General features: G+C 57.5%; 16 protein-coding genes and 1 pseudogene. 10 read left to right on the top strand and 7 right to left on the bottom strand.

What is annotated here, in order from left to right; genetic code table 11:
• Positions 1-789 precede the first annotated feature (789 nt).
• The 4 genes from AWB64_RS22770 to aqpZ all read left to right on the top strand — a co-directional run bounded on the left by AWB64_RS22770 (position 790) and on the right by aqpZ (position 4,409).
• Positions 790-1,281, top strand: a complete 492-nt coding sequence (locus AWB64_RS22770) for a helix-turn-helix domain-containing protein (RefSeq protein WP_244164165.1) — start codon at positions 790-792, stop codon at positions 1,279-1,281.
• A gap of 58 nt (positions 1,282-1,339) precedes the next feature.
• Positions 1,340-1,948 (top strand): copper-binding protein, encoded by a 609-nt coding sequence (locus AWB64_RS22765; RefSeq protein WP_063493263.1) that lies wholly within the window; start codon positions 1,340-1,342, stop codon positions 1,946-1,948.
• 57 nt (positions 1,949-2,005) lie between these two features.
• Complete coding sequence (locus AWB64_RS22760) at positions 2,006-3,418, top strand: DUF2252 domain-containing protein (RefSeq protein WP_060857707.1); 1,413 nt, start codon at positions 2,006-2,008, stop codon at positions 3,416-3,418.
• A 247-nt stretch (positions 3,419-3,665) separates the two neighbouring features.
• Positions 3,666-4,409, top strand: coding sequence for an aquaporin Z (gene aqpZ, locus AWB64_RS22755; protein ID WP_060857706.1), 744 nt, complete (start codon positions 3,666-3,668; stop codon positions 4,407-4,409).
• Between the two features lie 94 nt (positions 4,410-4,503).
• Here the strand turns inward: aqpZ and AWB64_RS22750 are convergent, their stop codons facing one another.
• Entirely contained in the window at positions 4,504-4,707 is a 204-nt protein-coding gene (locus tag AWB64_RS22750; RefSeq protein ID WP_056364527.1) for a cold-shock protein, read from the bottom strand.
• Positions 4,708-5,086: 379 nt separating this feature from the next.
• Here AWB64_RS22750 and AWB64_RS32340 point away from each other — a divergent pair.
• A pseudogene (locus AWB64_RS32340) lies at positions 5,087-5,449 on the top strand (hypothetical protein); the annotation flags it as partial.
• Between the two features lie 495 nt (positions 5,450-5,944).
• Here the strand turns inward: AWB64_RS32340 and AWB64_RS22740 are convergent.
• Entirely contained in the window at positions 5,945-7,060 is a 1,116-nt protein-coding gene (locus AWB64_RS22740) for an aminotransferase class I/II-fold pyridoxal phosphate-dependent enzyme (protein ID WP_060857704.1), read from the bottom strand.
• Positions 7,061-7,183: 123 nt separating this feature from the next.
• Here AWB64_RS22740 and AWB64_RS22735 point away from each other — a divergent pair, with 123 nt between their 5' ends.
• Complete coding sequence (locus AWB64_RS22735) at positions 7,184-8,077, top strand: LysR family transcriptional regulator ArgP (RefSeq protein ID WP_060857703.1); 894 nt, start codon at positions 7,184-7,186, stop codon at positions 8,075-8,077.
• Positions 8,078-8,098: 21 nt separating this feature from the next.
• Here the strand turns inward: AWB64_RS22735 and AWB64_RS22730 are convergent, their stop codons facing one another.
• A complete protein-coding gene (locus tag AWB64_RS22730; RefSeq protein ID WP_063493262.1) occupies positions 8,099-8,446 on the bottom strand; it encodes a hypothetical protein in 348 nt (115 codons plus the stop codon).
• Positions 8,447-8,728: 282 nt separating this feature from the next.
• On the opposite strand from AWB64_RS22730, the gene AWB64_RS22725 reads away from it, so the two are divergent.
• A complete protein-coding gene (locus AWB64_RS22725; protein WP_157766683.1) occupies positions 8,729-9,022 on the top strand; it encodes a hypothetical protein in 294 nt (97 codons plus the stop codon).
• Between the two features lie 18 nt (positions 9,023-9,040).
• Here the strand turns inward: AWB64_RS22725 and AWB64_RS22720 are convergent, their stop codons facing one another.
• A complete protein-coding gene (locus tag AWB64_RS22720) occupies positions 9,041-9,676 on the bottom strand; it encodes a hypothetical protein (protein WP_060857701.1) in 636 nt (211 codons plus the stop codon).
• A 145-nt stretch (positions 9,677-9,821) separates the two neighbouring features.
• Positions 9,822-11,204: a sigma-54 dependent transcriptional regulator gene (locus AWB64_RS22715; RefSeq protein ID WP_060857700.1), complete on the bottom strand. Its 1,383-nt coding sequence runs from the start codon at positions 11,202-11,204 to the stop codon at positions 9,822-9,824.
• A 328-nt stretch (positions 11,205-11,532) separates the two neighbouring features.
• On the opposite strand from AWB64_RS22715, the gene AWB64_RS22710 reads away from it, so the two are divergent.
• The 3 genes from AWB64_RS22710 to AWB64_RS22700 all read left to right on the top strand — a co-directional run bounded on the left by AWB64_RS22710 (position 11,533) and on the right by AWB64_RS22700 (position 12,594).
• Positions 11,533-11,811, top strand: a complete 279-nt coding sequence (locus AWB64_RS22710) for a GlsB/YeaQ/YmgE family stress response membrane protein (protein ID WP_060857699.1) — start codon at positions 11,533-11,535, stop codon at positions 11,809-11,811.
• Positions 11,812-12,078: 267 nt separating this feature from the next.
• Positions 12,079-12,318 carry a hypothetical protein gene (locus AWB64_RS22705; protein WP_060857698.1) on the top strand — a complete coding sequence of 80 codons (240 nt, stop codon included), beginning with the start codon at positions 12,079-12,081 and terminating at the stop codon, positions 12,316-12,318.
• 27 nt (positions 12,319-12,345) lie between these two features.
• The gene (locus tag AWB64_RS22700; RefSeq protein WP_060857697.1) at positions 12,346-12,594 is read left to right on the top strand and encodes a hypothetical protein; all 249 of its coding nucleotides are present in this window, start codon (positions 12,346-12,348) and stop codon (positions 12,592-12,594) included.
• Positions 12,595-12,913: 319 nt separating this feature from the next.
• On the opposite strand, the gene AWB64_RS22695 is transcribed toward AWB64_RS22700, so the two are convergent.
• A complete protein-coding gene (locus AWB64_RS22695; RefSeq protein ID WP_060857696.1) occupies positions 12,914-13,354 on the bottom strand; it encodes a DUF488 domain-containing protein in 441 nt (146 codons plus the stop codon).
• A gap of 98 nt (positions 13,355-13,452) precedes the next feature.
• Positions 13,453-14,337 carry a LysR family transcriptional regulator gene (locus tag AWB64_RS22690; RefSeq protein ID WP_060857695.1) on the bottom strand — a complete coding sequence of 295 codons (885 nt, stop codon included), beginning with the start codon at positions 14,335-14,337 and terminating at the stop codon, positions 13,453-13,455.
• Positions 14,338-14,446 lie beyond the last annotated feature (109 nt).

Raw genomic sequence — 14,446 nt, 5'->3', positions numbered from 1 at the left:
GCATGGTGCTTTTTGAGCATTTAATGACGCAGCAAAAATCGGCGCATTATTGCTTTTATTAAGATTGTCCGCGCTGCTTTTCCCGAGCGCGGACCTCGACAATATTGCGACAATCGAACTGTTACAGAACGATCGGACAATTTTCGACGGACGAACACGCATGGCTTTTCCGATTTAAAAAACCGAAGCGCATAGTTAGCCCAAAAGCGTTAATCAAACGACGCTTTCATTTCAACTATGCGAATTGATCCCTCCAACTCAGGAGAGGGATTGAAGTGATTCCATAAAATCAGTCTCCGCTAAACCAACGCGGTGATGCGGCTCAGGCTATACGCCTGAGCGAGTAAAGGCCATGCATAAATCCTCTCAGGGCGAAGGCAGGTGTGGACGAGTCCGACAGATTTCGGCCTTGCGCAGCACTTTTTTGGCTTACGTTTGTAGCGGATGCTAGCAAACGTTTTCTGGTTTGCCAAACTTATTTTGTAACGGTACCCAGTCTTAATTCAAATGATCAAAGCGTTTCAGAAAACGTTAGCAAACATTCGACACGGTTTTAAACTTCATCTCTCGATAGGCGAATTCGGACGGAATATCAAGCAGAAAAATTTCTCCGAGATCGCCCCAAATCGCGTGAAACGAGATATTGGTGAAAACATTGAACCCATTAGAACCATAACGCCAATGACTAGAGCAAATAGTTATTAATTATCTAGTAAATTATTAAATTTCCAATTGTCTTCTCGTATTGATTCTCCTCTGAATCAAAACGAATCGCTGGACTGTTTCAGTATGAGATCCAGAAACTGCGACGAAGCGGAGATAGAAACAAGCGGCGACGACCACCGTGCATTCCTGAAGACAAGGACATTCGCACAGATGCTTTCTCAGCCCGAAAACCTGCCTAGCGTTGTGCGCCGGATGACAGCGGGCCAAATGCTGCTTGACGGAGCCTCAGTGGAGAACGTGGCTGAAGAGCTTCACTTGTCCCTGGCAACGGTCAGGCGCTACAAGGCGCTTATCGACGCGGGCGGCCTCGATGCATTGCGGCAGCTGGGCGTTGGCGGCCGATCCTCAGCGCTTGATCAACACGCGCTCGAATGGATATCGGCGGCGTTGCAGGGCCCGGCGAAAGTCCACGGCTTCGACAGCGACGCCTGGACAAACGCGCGCCTGCGCTCGCTCATTGAAACGCGATATGGCGTGCGCTACTCGCGCGTCTATATCTGGCAAATCGCAACCAATCTGGGCCTTGGTCACCTTTTGTCGAAGTCTCGCAGGTAAGCAATACAACGAGCAACGCTGCGCCACTCGTCCGTCACACTCTGCATAGGAACTACATATGAAAAGTCATTACCGCACGCCCTCGTTCAGCATGCACGTTGCACGAACTGCTCTAATCGTCTGCGCTCTGTTCGCGGCGCCCGCAATGGCGCAAACGGCGGCATCGAGCGTCGGGCCCGACGGCATTGGCGCGGCCGCGACCGCCGAGACACAGGCGCAGGTCGTCGGTATCGATACCGCGTCGAACAGCGTCGCCCTGCGAGGCAAGAGCGGAAAAATCGTGAACGTCGCGGTCAACCCGGACATAGCGGATGTCGGCAAGCTGCAACTCGGCGACACCGTCGATATCCGCTATGAAAATGCCCTGCTCGTGCGTGCGACCAAGGTGAAGTCCGACGGCATACGCGAGCGGATTGTCGAGACTGCGGCCGTTCCTGAATCCGGCGGATCGACCGCCACGGCGCGCCGCGTACAGGTTGTCGCGACCGTCCAGAAGGTCGATCAGGCGCATCGGACCATTACGCTTCGCGGTCCATACAAAACGGACACGTTGCGCGTCGGTCCGGACGTGCCGCTTAAAGACATCAAAGTGGGCGATAGCGTGCGGGCGGAGTTTGTGGAGGCAACCGCCGTTCTCGTGACCCGCAATGGCGCTCCAGTCAAATGAGCGGCCATCGAGACGAAGGCCCGGACGTCGATCACAAGCCCGGCAAGAGAGGCGTTAATGGCGGGTGAAAGCAAGCTGGCGTCGCGCATCGCAATGGGCAAGGCGTATCGGGAAAACATGGGCCGGTCCGCGCACGCGAAGCTCGGCAAGATCGACCGCGATCCAGTGGAATTGCTCGAACAGAGCAGCCTCGGGCGCGTGAACCGGCTGGTTCCGCTCCGATACGGACGGATGATGGCATCGCCATTTTCGTTCTTCAGGGGTAGCGCAATCCTGCAGGCAAATGATCTCGGCAAGAGCCCAAGCACGGGGCTCGTCTTGCCCATCTGCGGCGATGCGCATCTGATGAACTTTGGCGGATTCGCGACGCCCGAGCGCCAGCTCATCTTCGATCTCAACGATTTCGATGAGGTCGCTCTCGGCCCGTGGGAATGGGACCTGAAACGGTTGACGGCAAGCTTCATGGTGGCGGCGCGCCACATGCGCCTGAGCCGGCTGGCCGCGGAGAAACTGGTCGAGACCGTGGTCGCGCAATACCAGACCCGGATGCGTGAGTACGCGGATTTCAGCGCGCTCGAACTCTGGTATGAGCGCATCACGTTCGAACGGATGCTGGATACGGCTGTCACTCCTGAACGCAGGCGTCTCCTGCGCAAGGGAATGGAAAAAGCCGCGAGCCGCACGCACGAAAGCATGCTCGAAAAGGTCGCCGAGTTCGACGGCGAGAATTGGACCCTGCGCGACATGCCTCCAGGCATGTTCCATATTCACGGCGCCAACACCCTGTTCGATTCAGACGACGACTGGTTCAAGCTCGGCAACTGGGAAGCAGTGATCAAGCGCATGTTCGCGCAATACGTGAAGACGCTTGCGCACGATCGCCGCGCGCTGCTGCGCCATTTCACCGCGCAGGATCTGGCCTTCAAGGTAGTGGGTGTAGGCAGTGTTGGAACCCGATGCCTCGTGCTGCTCATGATGGACGAACTCGGCAAACCCATGTTCCTGCAGATCAAGGAGGCGCGCCTGTCGGTAATCGAGCAGCACTTCGAGGCAGAGAAGCTCGCCCATGCCGGAGAACGCGTGGTTCGCGGTCAACGCGTGATGCAGGCCGCCAGCGATATCTTCCTTGGCTGGGGTACGGGTCCTTCCGGGCGTCATTTTTATTTCCGTCAACTGCGTGACATGAAGCTGTCGGCGAATATCGAATTGTTCGATGTCGATGTACTCGAAGGCTACGCACGCCTGTGCGGCTGGATCCTCGCGCGTGCGCATGCAAAGGCGAGCGGCAAGGCGATCGAGATCAGCGCGTATTGCGGACAAGGCAGCCAGATGACAGAAGCACTCGTCTCTTATTCGACGGCCTACGCGGATCAGGTCGAGCGAGACTTCGATCTTTTCACCCAGGCCTGCAGAAGCGGCCGGCTACTCGCACGCACCGACGAAGACATGGCGGCGGACTTTCACGTCTGAGAGCCAACACAGCAGTCGTGAACATTGGAAAAGACATGTTGATGTGGTCGATTTTTAAAATCCCTGACCTACACTAATTGCGTAACCGACAGCACCTATTCACTAACCCCGAGTCAGCAGACAAATAGTCAGTACGACTAGCTACAAGGCCGATCATCGAAGGAAAATAGTGTCGGCCAACAGAAAGTCAGTTGAAGCAGTCTGCCGGCTTATATCGCAAACCGTTAGAACTAATGGAAGGCACATCATGCGATTACACCAACGTCTCACTGCGGAATTATTTGGCACGTTTTGGCTAGTAATTGGCGGATGCGGCAGTGCGGTGCTTGCCGCAAAATTCCCGGGTATTGGAATTGGTTTTGTGGGGGTATCGCTGGCATTCGGATTAACCGTGCTGACCATGGCTTATGCACTCGGCCATATTTCGGGCGCCCATCTGAATCCGGCAGTCAGCATTGGCCTTTCGGTCGCCGGCCGCTTTCCGCCCAGGGAACTCCTGCCGTACATTGTTGCGCAGGTGATTGGCGCAACGCTCGGCGCATTCGTGCTGTATCTGATTGCATCGGGCGTACCGGGATTCGACGCCGCCGCTAGCGGCTTCGCCACCAATGGTTACGGCGCGCGCTCGCCTGGCGGCTATTCGATGACCGCCGCCTTGATCTGCGAAGTCGTGATGACGTTCTTTTTCGTACTTGTCATTCTGGGTACAACCGATGGCCGCGCAATTTCCGGATTCGCGCCGCTCGCAATTGGCCTGTGCCTGACGCTGATTCACCTGATATCCATTCCGGTCACGAATACGTCGGTCAACCCGGCGCGCTCGACCGGACCTGCGCTCTTCGCGGGCGGCGCGGCGCTGGGACAACTCTGGCTATTCTGGGTGGCGCCGATTATTGGCGCGTTTATCGCGGGGGCGTTGTATCCGCGGCTCTTCCCGGAAAAAGTCACGGCGGTCGCGCCGGCGCCGCTTGCTATCGATGCCGCACCCTGACTCGGGTAGAACTGGGACCCGCACCATAAAAACCATAAAAAATGGCCCGCCGAAGCGGGCCATTCAGTCATGCAATCAAGCTAGCTGTAGCGAATTACAGCGGCTGGATGTTCGATGCTTGCAGACCCTTCGGGCCTTGCTTCGCTTCGTAGCTCACTTTCTGGTTTTCCTGCAGGGTTTTGAAGCCTTCCGTGCGGATTTCCGAGAAGTGCGCGAACAGGTCGTCACCACCGCCGTCCGGCGTGATGAAGCCAAAACCCTTCGCATCATTAAACCACTTCACAATACCTGTTGCCATTTGCTGATTTTCCTAGAAGAGACGTAATTCCGTTTGGTAGCGCCACCCGCCGTCAAACGGCAAAGCGTTGCTGCCTCCTTTTACCACGCGAAAATGACACTCGGCAATTGGATTCTCCCCGAAGTTTTGGGAATTTACGTCCAAATGCCCGTGTACATCGTGCGGAGACGCTTGCCGTTCATCCGAGCGGACATGCGAATAATAATTAAAACATTTGGTAAGGCAAAGAAATAAGTCGATTTTTATCGATCATTGATCGTCCCTAGACGCCGAGAAATGAGAAAAGCCGTCGATACCGGCGTTTGCGGCGCCGTTGTTTTTCGCGAGCGATCTCAGGAACGGTGAAGGTTGCGTGTAGTTCGTCCTCACCGTCAACCGTATGAAAGTTGTTTGTAACAAACGGGTCTTGGGGTCATCAGCGGGACTTATAGCGGCAGCCGGCAGCACCGCGGTATTTGCGCGGGACGCTTGCGATCAGTGCCGACAATCCGCTGCCTGCCTCGGCAGATACGCGGCTAATGCGCAGCCGGCGTTTGCATCGGCTGGAACCGGCGCATTGAACGTACGCGGACGGCTTACGAACAAGGAGTGGGCGCAAATCGCTGGTGCTTGTCGTGCCTCGAAATTACATCAGACGAACGCCAGCAGTGCGCTCAACACGGCATTCGGGCCGCATGAGTCGTCACTTGGCCGACTGCGCGTCAGAGGCGGTAAGGCAAGCGGTTCCAGCACGTTGCTGATTAACAACGTCGGCGGCACGGGCGCTGCGACCGCTGCTAATGGCATACCGCTTCGTCGCGCAGTCCGTGACCGCGAGCTATCCCGCCAATCCCGGTGGCTCGCATCAACTGATGATTGGCGGCAATGCCGCAGTCTGATGGAAATGGTGGAACCCGCGCCTTTATTGGCCGCGTTTCGGGGCGCTGCAATCGGGCGCGCCGTTGGCTTTGAGTAGCGGTGTGATTCCCTGTCCTTCGGCAATGAGGTATCGGCAGCCCGTTTCGTGATCCGTTTCCAGCTGAAGGTTGATGTCCTCGGTCGTCTCGCGCGTGAATCTGTTAAATCCTGCGCTGGAGGCAGATCGCGGTTCGGTGTTCTGGGCATGCGCCGCGAATGACGCACTTGCCGTGAGCAATACAAGCAACCACTTCATAGGTGTCCCTCGTGACATTTTTTGCGCAAGACTTTGCGCAAAACAAGCAATTCCGTTCGATGGAATCCTTCACCCGAGGTTCAACTAACCGCACTGCTCGCGCAAATAGTTATCGAAGATGCCGAGGACATCGGGCAGATTGCGCCGTCCCACGCCAATGCGAATGTGCGTGTCGCCGTGATCCAGCAGCGCCCCGGGAAGCAGAAGCACGCCGGTACGCTCAAGCACTTGCGAGCAGAATCGCGCCGCTCCGCCCTGCTTCAGACGCGGGAAAGCGACCGTGCCCGCTGTAGGCCGCTGCCACTCCAGAATCTCGTGATGACGCGCAAAGAACGGATCGAGTGCGGCCAGATTGCTCCGGACGATGGCCGTATTTCGTTGCGTCAACGCATCGGTATGGCGCACGGCGATGGTCGCAAGATATTCGCTCGGCGCGCTATTGCAAATGGTTAGGTAATCCTTGAACGTGTTCATGGCGGCGAGCACATCGCGATCGCGCGTCGCGACCCAGCCTACGCGCAAGCCCGCAAGTCCATGCGACTTCGATAACGCCCCGAGCGAGATCGCTTTCTCGTAGACATCGCATGCGGCAGGAAGCCGGTGCGCAGGATCGTGTTCGAGTCCCCGATAGACTTCATCGCTGAAAAGCCATAGCCCGCGGCTGCGCGCAAAGCGCACGATTGCATCGAACCGTTCGCGATCCGGAAGATAACCCGTTGGATTGTGCGGCGCGCAGATGAGCAAGGCCTTCGTCTCGGGGCGCACCAACTTCTCCAGTTCGTCAGGATCGAGCGCCCAGCCCTCGGACTCCCGCGCCATCCATGGCGACACGGAAACACCCAGCGCCTGCGCCACCGAGTAATGCGACTGATAGCCAGGCATGTGCACGATCATGTGATCGCCGGCCCTGAGCATGGTGTTGACGAACGAGAAGATCGCTTCCTGCGCGCCGGTGTGCACGATCAGATCATCGATACCAATCGATTCATACAACGTGGCAAGTTCACGCCGAAGCGCTGGCGCGCCGGGGTATTCCGTATAGCCGAGCCACGTGTGGCTGAAGTTATCGGCGCAACCGGGTTCCAGCGCAAGAAGATCCGCAATCGACATGGATTCCGGGTCGGAACTGCACATCAGATAACGGGCGGTGAATTCGTGAACGGCGAAGTATCGTTCAAGCTGAAACGGCGCTGGATTCATGTCGGGTCCAAGGAGAAAAGTCGTGGCGTCCCGCTTCTGGACGCGCACGACAGAGAGGCGTAGTCTGCGCGTCGTCTGCGCTTAAAAAAAGCTAACTCTCCTAATGCCACTTAAGAAACGCTAATGCTCGATTACGCCCTCCTCGATGCGCTCGGCGCAGTTGTGCGCCACGGTTCGTTCGATCGTGCCGCGCGCGAGCTCAACGTCACGCCATCAGCCGTATCGCAACGCGTGAAGCTGCTGGAAGAACGTGTGGGAAGCGTGCTCGTGAAGCGCGGCCAGCCGTGCATGGCGACGCCGCCGGGCGCGTTGCTGTGTCGTCATATAGAACGCGTGCGGCGGCTCGAAACCGAGCTTGGCAGCCAGATGCCGGCGCTCCCCGGCATGCTTGCAGAGGCGTGGCCGACCTTTCGCGTGGCGGTCAACGACGACAGTGTGGGCACGTGGTTTATCGACGCGGTATCGGATTTTTGCGTCGAGCGTGCAATGCTGCTGGATCTCGTGATAGACGACCAGGACCACACCGCACAACAACTGCGAGATGGCAGCGTGCAAGGCGCGGTGACCACGCAAGCCGAAGCTGTCCAGGGATGCCGCTCGACCAGGCTCGGGCGCATGCGATACCTGCCCGTATGTTCTCCCGTGTTTTTTGATCGGCACTTCGCCGCAGGTTTGACACGCGACGCCTTACGCCATGCCCCGCGCGTCGAGTTCAACTCGAAGGACCAGATGCAACGGCGCTTTATTCGCCGCATCACGCGCGCGGATCTCGACCCGCCGCGACATCTGATTCCGCACGTGGCGGGTTTCGTGCGTGGCTGCGCGTCCGGAATGGGTTGGGGCATGTGTCCCGAGCGCATGATCCGGCCGTTGCTCGAAACAGGTGAACTCGTTCGGGTCGTGCCGGGCGCGCATATGGATGTCGATCTTTATTGGCAAAGCTGGCGGTTGTCCATCGGCTGGCTCGACGACTTCAGGACCATGCTGCAGAAAAGCGCGAAGGCGTTCCTTGACTAGCACTGGTTCCGTCGTTATTGCTCATCCGCCGCTCATTTGCCGATGTCCCGGCGATGCAACGCACGTCTGCAGCGCGTTTATTGCCACGCTCGCCAGATTGAGCGTTTCCTCGCAAGCCGCCACGTCGCTCAGCACGCGGCATCCGCCGCCGCGATTCACTTTCGTCACCGCTGCCCGCGCTGTGTCGAGCGCCGCTTCCGGCGATCCATTGTCTTTTATGAAGGCAGACATATTGAAGACGCTGCCTGCTCGCGACTCGACCAGTTGAGGACATGAATCAGTCGCTAAGACATCTGTCGCGAACAGCGTCGCAGAGAAAATCACGGCGAGTATCATGCGGCCATGCTTGATACGGAACGGAGCTTTCATCGGCAGCACCTCGTTACGGCGTGAAGTTCGGCGATGGCCGGATCGCGCCCGCAAAAGGAATCGAAGAGAATAGAAAGCCCATGCTCCGAGCCAGGCGCTGGCGCAGCGCGGCGACCTTGCCACGTTATCTGCCTTGCAGCACGAAAGGTGCGGGCTTCAAACCGTAAACTACTCGTTCAAAATTACGATCAACAGGAAATTTCGGCTTGTGCGTGGCTCTGTCTATCTCTGGCACGCCGTTTGCTGTGTGTTCCAGTTCACTTAAGAGCATTGGGGCAGCACATGACGTCGACAGTTTCCGTACCTGCCAAATATCGATCGGTACTCGCCGAGCGAGAGATCGATCACCTTGAAAAGATGTTGCGCTTATCCAAAGCGCACGGACCCGTTCCACATTTGAATGGCGCTTATTGGACGGCTCGGCTTACATTCGTGCAGGACCATTTCGATCTGGTCGCCGAGCAGGCAAAGCGCGTCAAGGCGCTGCTTTGTGTATCAGAAAAATCCGACGCTCCGGAGGCAAAGGGCAAGGGAACCAGTGGACTTAACGGCGGCATGCGTTCGTGGGCAGCCTAGGCGCATTGCGCCCGTTCATCAATTGCGGCCTGCTTGAGCGGCCTGCGAAACAAGTCGTCGTGCGGACACGCTCGACGCATCCACAGCCGACGCTTGCGCAGCGTTATCCGAGACACATTGCCAGTCGCCAACCGCACGGCAATGCCATGCGCGATGCAAGAGACTGTCGCGTTGCTGTTCGCGGCTAGCGAGTTCAGCCTGCATCTGTTGCAACTGACCGCTTGCGCTAGCCCTCTCCAGCATATCCGCCAGGCGTCGATGCGCAACCGTCAGATTCCGGTTTTCGAGCGCGTGATAAAACTCGCCGACGCGCCCATCCGCAGCGTTCGTCGCAGGTTGCGTTAATGGCGGATTACTCGCCGCCGCTCTTGCAGACTGAGCCGGAATCACCGCGCCGGTGACGAACGCATTGGGCGCAGCCGCTTGCGGTTCCAGATCCATGCCTGAAAAACGCGGTCCGCTAAAAGCCCAGACACCAACTGCACCGGCAGCGAGCACAACGGCCCACCAGATTCGCGTCGAGCGTTTCCTGCGCGCCCGATAAAACTTCAGCGCGCCCTCGGCAAGTCCGGGATAAGCGCCTCGTGAACGCTTGGGACGCGAAATACTTTTCCCGCCCAAAGCGGCGCTCGCGAAACTCGTCACGCGACGCAAGAAGTTCGGTGCATGACCGCAACGCCCGCATCTGTAAGTGCCCGCGGGAAAATCATTGCCACACTCTTCGCATGTCGTCCACGCTGTGTGGCCGATAGACTCCAGCATGCGCATAAAAGTCATGGTTAAGTGGGTATCGATGAAATCACAGAGCTTGGGCCGGATTGCCGGCCTCGTGCATTTCCTCGCTCGAGGTCCGTGTGGGCATTCCCAGATCCTGCATGAGCCGGTGCAAATGAACGCGGGAAATACCAAGACCGCGAGCCGCGTCCACGACCCGGCCCTTATGTAAAAACAGCGCCATTTCGATGGCACGCCTGTCCGCCGCCGCGCGCGCCTCCCGCAGCGAATCCGGTGCATTCGCCACGTGCGCGGTTAGTTCGAGATCCTCAGCAGTGATGTATTTTCCCTCGGATAAAATTATTGCGCGACGTACGCGATTAATAAGTTCGCGGACGTTGCCCGGCCAGCCATAGTTATGCAATGCGGCTATCGCATCTGGCGCAAATCCATGTATTCGGCGTGCACGTTCGTCCCGGAATCGCTCGAGCGCATACAAAGCCAGTTCGGTGATATCTTTCCCGCGAACGCGAAGCGGCGGCTCTCTTATTTCCAGCACGCAGAGACGAAAGAAAAGATCGGCTCGGAAGCGGCCTTCGTCCACCGCTGCATGCATATCCACATGAGTAGCGGTGATCACGCGTACGTCCACATCTATGCTTTCGATGCCACCCAGTCTTTCGATTTTCCGCTCCTGAATAAAGCGCAGCAACGCGGCCTGACTTTCCGGCGGAAGGTCGCCAATTTCATCGAGGAACAAAGTGCCGCCGTGAGCCTGCTCGACGCGGCCGATCTTCCTTTGCGTGGCGCCCGTAAACGCTCCGCGCTCGTAGCCAAACAATTCCGAATGCAGCAGTTCGTGTGGAATCGCACCACAATTCACAGCAATGAAAGGCATATCGCGCCGCGCCGATCGCGCGTGAATCATCTGCGCCGTCAATTCCTTTCCCGTGCCCGATTCACCTGATATGAACACCGTTGCATCAGTAGCAGCAACTTTTCCGATCGCTCGATGAAGCGCGCGCATGACTTCGGATGATCCAATCATGCCGCTCGCCAATGCGCGGTTCGCCAGCGCCGCATCGTCCTGGAATCGCAGCGCTTCCATGCCAACCGCTTGCGACACTACATTCAGAATGCGCTCGTGCGAGGTAGGCATCGTGACAAAGTCGAAGCAATACTTGGCAATGGCATCGCGCACTGCCTGCAAGTCCCGCGATTGCCGCGATACCAGCGCAACCCACGCCACCGGCGCAAAACGGGAAAGCTGGTCAACCCTGTCAATGTGAACGTTGGACACTCCCTTGGTCAGATCGAGGAGGCCCGGCATCGGCGTTTCGGGTAGCTCTCCAAGCATGTTCGCGCTGGTTGCGTGCATCACTTTCCACGCGCCATTACTGAGGCTTTTCAAAAGCGTTTCGTCCGGTTTTTCGCCTATATACAGAAGCGTACGATGCACGCGGTCCATGGTTGCGAGAGATTCTCTGGTAAGCCATCTTTACACTTGAATGGGATCAGCTTCGGGCAAGGGCAGAAGACGCATTTGACCGGGTGACCCATCCTATCGATGCACATTCGTGACAGGTGAAACGAAAAGTTAGTTTGCGTTTCCATCGATGAAAAAGCTTGCTATATGTAACTGCGTGCTTCATCGGGACTGGGCACGTTGTTTGCACCAACCAGATCGCCGCGTCAACTTGCGGCTTGCCAGCAACAACGTGCGCGCGAAATCGGCGATACCGCCATTAACGCGCCCGGATAGTCCACAATGCGCAACCCACCTTACGGAGTACGCTATGGAACCTGTTTCGCATGGAATTATTTTCTGGCTCATCATCGGCGCAATCGCGGGTGCGCTCGCTGGGCGAATTGTCGACGGAGGTGGCTTTGGCATCGTCGTGGACATCATTGTGGGGATCGTCGGCGCTTTCATCGGCGGATGGCTTGGAGGCGCGCTCGGGTTGCATCTGGGCAGTGGCGTGATCGGTTCGCTGATTACCGCCGTGATTGGGGCGGTGATCTTGCTGATCATCGTGCGGCTCTTCAGTCGTGGGCGCGCCGGACCAACGGTATAGCGCTGTGGATGACGAAAACCCCGTGCCTGGCACGGGGTTTTTTGTTGCGCGTCACTTATGGAATCAAGGCAGCACAACTGCTTACAAATCCCGCATAGAGCAAAGTGCTGAAGCTTTCGATGCGTCATGCACAGCTTTCATCAATGTGCACGCGGTAACTACACGTTACCAATCTCGCAAAGCCGTTTCACTTGCGCGAGACGACTGCACATAGACTTTCATCGCCGGGAAGACATCGATGTCACCGGATGCTTCCAGGGATCAGGAATGAATAAACAGATTGTGATTGCCGCTCTATCGTCGATGTTGATCGCGGCAGCCGGCTCGGCCAACGCTGCGGGATGCCTCAAAGGTGCGCTTGTGGGTGGAGTCGCGGGCCATGTTGCCGGGCATCACGCGGTCGTCGGCGCGGTGGGAGGCTGCATTGTGGGACACCACATGGCAAAGGAAAAAGCTAAAGAACGGGCTATGGAAGCAAGTCAGCATTCCACCGTGAGACCTTCCTGAGCGCAGGACTGGAATGGAGAGAAACTCATGCTGCGACCCCGGAGCCTTCGAGTAACCGCACAGACAGAGGGCGCGCAAATGGCCGCCGACTACTGCGAGGAAACCGGCCGCCTTCGCATTCTGCGGGACGAAGTGCCCTTGCGCGAATGGTTTCCACCCAACTCCTGGATGGCCATTGCATCCGTGGCAGGCGCACGCAACTGGGGAACACGCCCGGACCTGAACGAGCTTCGCGCACTGCTCGCGAGCCAGATGATGCTGATGAACATCGGCTGATTGCTGGCACGGGTTGTTCGCCATTGCCTTTGGATAACTCCGGCATAACAACACGGATTGGTGTGCGCCGATTCTTGATAACCACGGCCGTTAGCGGATGCCGCTGAAGTTATCCAGCGACACATCGCGTTGTCCAATAAGCACGTCCGATGTTATGGATTCTGTAGAGCGTTGATCCAGCGAGAGATTCAATGCTTGTCCACAGAAACAAGCGATGCTTGTTAACTATTACTACGTATACATATCAATCAAGATGAAACATTAATGCGCGATGCGTAGTCGTGGTCGATGGCGCTTATAAAGTGAGCACGCTTTCACGTCACAGCAAATGTTCGATGTTCAGCCTGCCAGACCACTGCGAATTCAGATATTCGACTGCAAGTCTTCTATGGCATCTATCAGGCGTGTGCTCGCTGCAAAGCAAACACGCGCCGTCGAACATGACGGCGTCGAGATTGCTCTCGACTCGCCGCTTCGCAAGCAACTCAATGTAGGCCGCTGCGTATGCATCCCATGTCAGTTCGCCGGATTGGTATCGCTTGAGATGGTCTCGCTCGGGCGCCAGTTCGCGAAGGTCGATGTACTGGACATCGAGTAGACCGGAAAGGAAGAACTCAAGGTCCGGCTTCTTCGAGAAGCCAGCCAGTTGCGATGTATTGTTCAGGCGCACATCTAGCAGCGTCCGGACTTCGGCATCTTTCAACAGCGTGAAGAACCGCTCCGCAGACTTTTGAGTGAAGCCGATGGTGGTGACTTTCATGGCGAGGGACTTGGTGGGCAAGCCGTTCAATCATCAACGCACTACGTTCCTGACTGGTCAACGATCGAGCGCTCACACGATTCCGTACTGCTTCAGATCTATTCCTTGGTGCCGCTTTCGTCCCGGAGGAATTCAATCAGAGTATCGAGCATTCGATGCCGACGCGTCGGCGCGCGGCGCACTACAAAACGCCAGGATGCAGGACGCGAGAGAACAGGAAACAGACGCACCAGACGTCCGCTGCGCAGTTCCGGATCAATCAGCGGTGAACGGCCGAGCGCGAGTCCCGCGCCGCCCACCGCTGCGCCAATGACCTGACTGAAGCTGCTGTATCGGACGATCTTTGTTTCGAAGTCCTCTGGAAGTCCGAAATCGTCCGACCAGTTGCGCCAGTCGATTTCAGGAGAATTTTCGTGCGCTTCCTGCAGCAGACGGCAACGGCAAACAGCCGTCGACGCAAACGGTTGCAACTCCGGGCTGCATACAGGAAACACTTCTTCCTGCAGAAGGACGATGTCGTCGGAGCGCAGCGCATGCTCCGCCACGTGCACGATAGCCAGATCGATGTCGTACCGCGAAAAGTCCGGCTCGCCTTCCTGAATGATGGCGTTCAACGGCGTCTCGGGATAACGGGCAGAAAACTCGGCAAGGCGGCGTGCGAGCCACATCGAGGAAAAGGGTGCGTTGGCCGAGACGGTCAGTTGCCGGGCCACGCCCTTGATTTGCGAACACGCCTCTTCCAGCAGCGACAGCGCGCCACTCGCCGCGGGCAGGAGGCTGGACCCTGCAGGCGTCAGCCGAATCCCGCCAATGCCAGTGCTGCGCTCGAGAAGCCGCGCGCCCAGCGACTCTTCCAGGCTGCGTATCTGATGGCTCACGGCGCTGGTCGAAACGCTCAGCTCGGCGGCCGCGCGGGCGAAGCCGCCGAGCCGCACCGCTGCTTCGAAGGCGCGAAGCGCCGACAGGGGAGGAATATTGGACATCGGGGTATTGTAGGATATTCAACACCCCATGAAAAACCATCTTTTGCCTGTGCCCTGCAACCGACGGTAAGGTCCATGGTCTTGCAGTGAAAAAGTAAAAAGCGGACCA

The sequence above is a fragment of the Caballeronia sordidicola genome (assembly GCF_001544455.2).
Taxonomy (GTDB): domain Bacteria; phylum Pseudomonadota; class Gammaproteobacteria; order Burkholderiales; family Burkholderiaceae; genus Caballeronia; species Caballeronia sordidicola.
The sequence above is the reverse complement of the archived record's forward strand: the minus strand, read 5'-3'. Positions and strand labels throughout refer to the sequence as shown.

Excerpts from the sequence above, each read along its gene's own strand:
- AWB64_RS22735 (WP_060857703.1), top strand. The coding sequence starts at position 7,184 with ATGCTCGATTACGCCCTCCTCGATGCGCTCGGCGCAGTTGTGCGCCAC.
- AWB64_RS22725 (WP_157766683.1), top strand. The coding sequence starts at position 8,729 with ATGACGTCGACAGTTTCCGTACCTGCCAAATATCGATCGGTACTCGCC.
- AWB64_RS22715 (WP_060857700.1), bottom strand. The coding sequence starts at position 11,204 with ATGGACCGCGTGCATCGTACGCTTCTGTATATAGGCGAAAAACCGGAC.
- AWB64_RS22730 (WP_063493262.1), bottom strand. The coding sequence starts at position 8,446 with ATGAAAGCTCCGTTCCGTATCAAGCATGGCCGCATGATACTCGCCGTG.
- AWB64_RS22690 (WP_060857695.1), bottom strand. The coding sequence starts at position 14,337 with ATGTCCAATATTCCTCCCCTGTCGGCGCTTCGCGCCTTCGAAGCAGCG.
- AWB64_RS22750 (WP_056364527.1), bottom strand. The coding sequence starts at position 4,707 with ATGGCAACAGGTATTGTGAAGTGGTTTAATGATGCGAAGGGTTTTGGC.
- AWB64_RS22740 (WP_060857704.1), bottom strand. The coding sequence starts at position 7,060 with ATGAATCCAGCGCCGTTTCAGCTTGAACGATACTTCGCCGTTCACGAA.
- AWB64_RS22695 (WP_060857696.1), bottom strand. The coding sequence starts at position 13,354 with ATGAAAGTCACCACCATCGGCTTCACTCAAAAGTCTGCGGAGCGGTTC.
- AWB64_RS22710 (WP_060857699.1), top strand. The coding sequence starts at position 11,533 with ATGGAACCTGTTTCGCATGGAATTATTTTCTGGCTCATCATCGGCGCA.
- AWB64_RS22765 (WP_063493263.1), top strand. The coding sequence starts at position 1,340 with ATGAAAAGTCATTACCGCACGCCCTCGTTCAGCATGCACGTTGCACGA.
- AWB64_RS22705 (WP_060857698.1), top strand. The coding sequence starts at position 12,079 with ATGAATAAACAGATTGTGATTGCCGCTCTATCGTCGATGTTGATCGCG.
- aqpZ (WP_060857706.1), top strand. The coding sequence starts at position 3,666 with ATGCGATTACACCAACGTCTCACTGCGGAATTATTTGGCACGTTTTGG.
- AWB64_RS22700 (WP_060857697.1), top strand. The coding sequence starts at position 12,346 with ATGCTGCGACCCCGGAGCCTTCGAGTAACCGCACAGACAGAGGGCGCG.
- AWB64_RS22760 (WP_060857707.1), top strand. The coding sequence starts at position 2,006 with ATGGCGGGTGAAAGCAAGCTGGCGTCGCGCATCGCAATGGGCAAGGCG.
- AWB64_RS22770 (WP_244164165.1), top strand. The coding sequence starts at position 790 with ATGAGATCCAGAAACTGCGACGAAGCGGAGATAGAAACAAGCGGCGAC.